Genomic DNA, 441 nt, shown 5'->3' with positions numbered 1-441 from the left:
CTGTTGGTGCTGTTGCTACCGATGCAGGTATACAAACTTTAAATGCAAACCCTACTGGTGGTACTTGGAGTGGTGCTTCAACTGATGGTACTTTTGACCCGTCAATCGGAGTTGGATTCTATGACGTAACCTATACCGTTAATTTTGGTAATGGATGTATTAAAGAGGATACTATCACTATTGAAGTGGTCCCTCCTGGTGATCCTTGCACAGGTATCACACCTCCAACCATTGATGCCGTAGGACCATTATTTACAACTGACGCAGTAGTAAATCTAGTAGGTAACCCTGCTAGTGGTACTTGGGGTGGTGCTTCAACTGATGGTACTTTTGACCCAGCTGTTGCAGGTGTTGGAACATTTAATGTTACCTACACCGTTGATAATGGTGCTGGATGTATTCAAACAGCAAATATTGATATTGTGGTAACTGACCCTTGTG

The 441-nt window shown here is 43.1% G+C and carries 1 protein-coding gene; it reads left to right on the top strand.

What is annotated here, in order from left to right; genetic code table 11:
* Positions 1-441: hypothetical protein (locus tag RM520_RS15240; protein ID WP_311388572.1), on the top strand; the 441-nt coding region annotated here is incomplete at both ends.

This window comes from Croceitalea vernalis (assembly GCF_031846405.1).
In the GTDB taxonomy this organism is placed as follows: Bacteria; Bacteroidota; Bacteroidia; order Flavobacteriales; family Flavobacteriaceae; genus Croceitalea; species Croceitalea vernalis.
The sequence above is the reverse complement of the archived record's forward strand: the minus strand, read 5'-3'. Positions and strand labels throughout refer to the sequence as shown.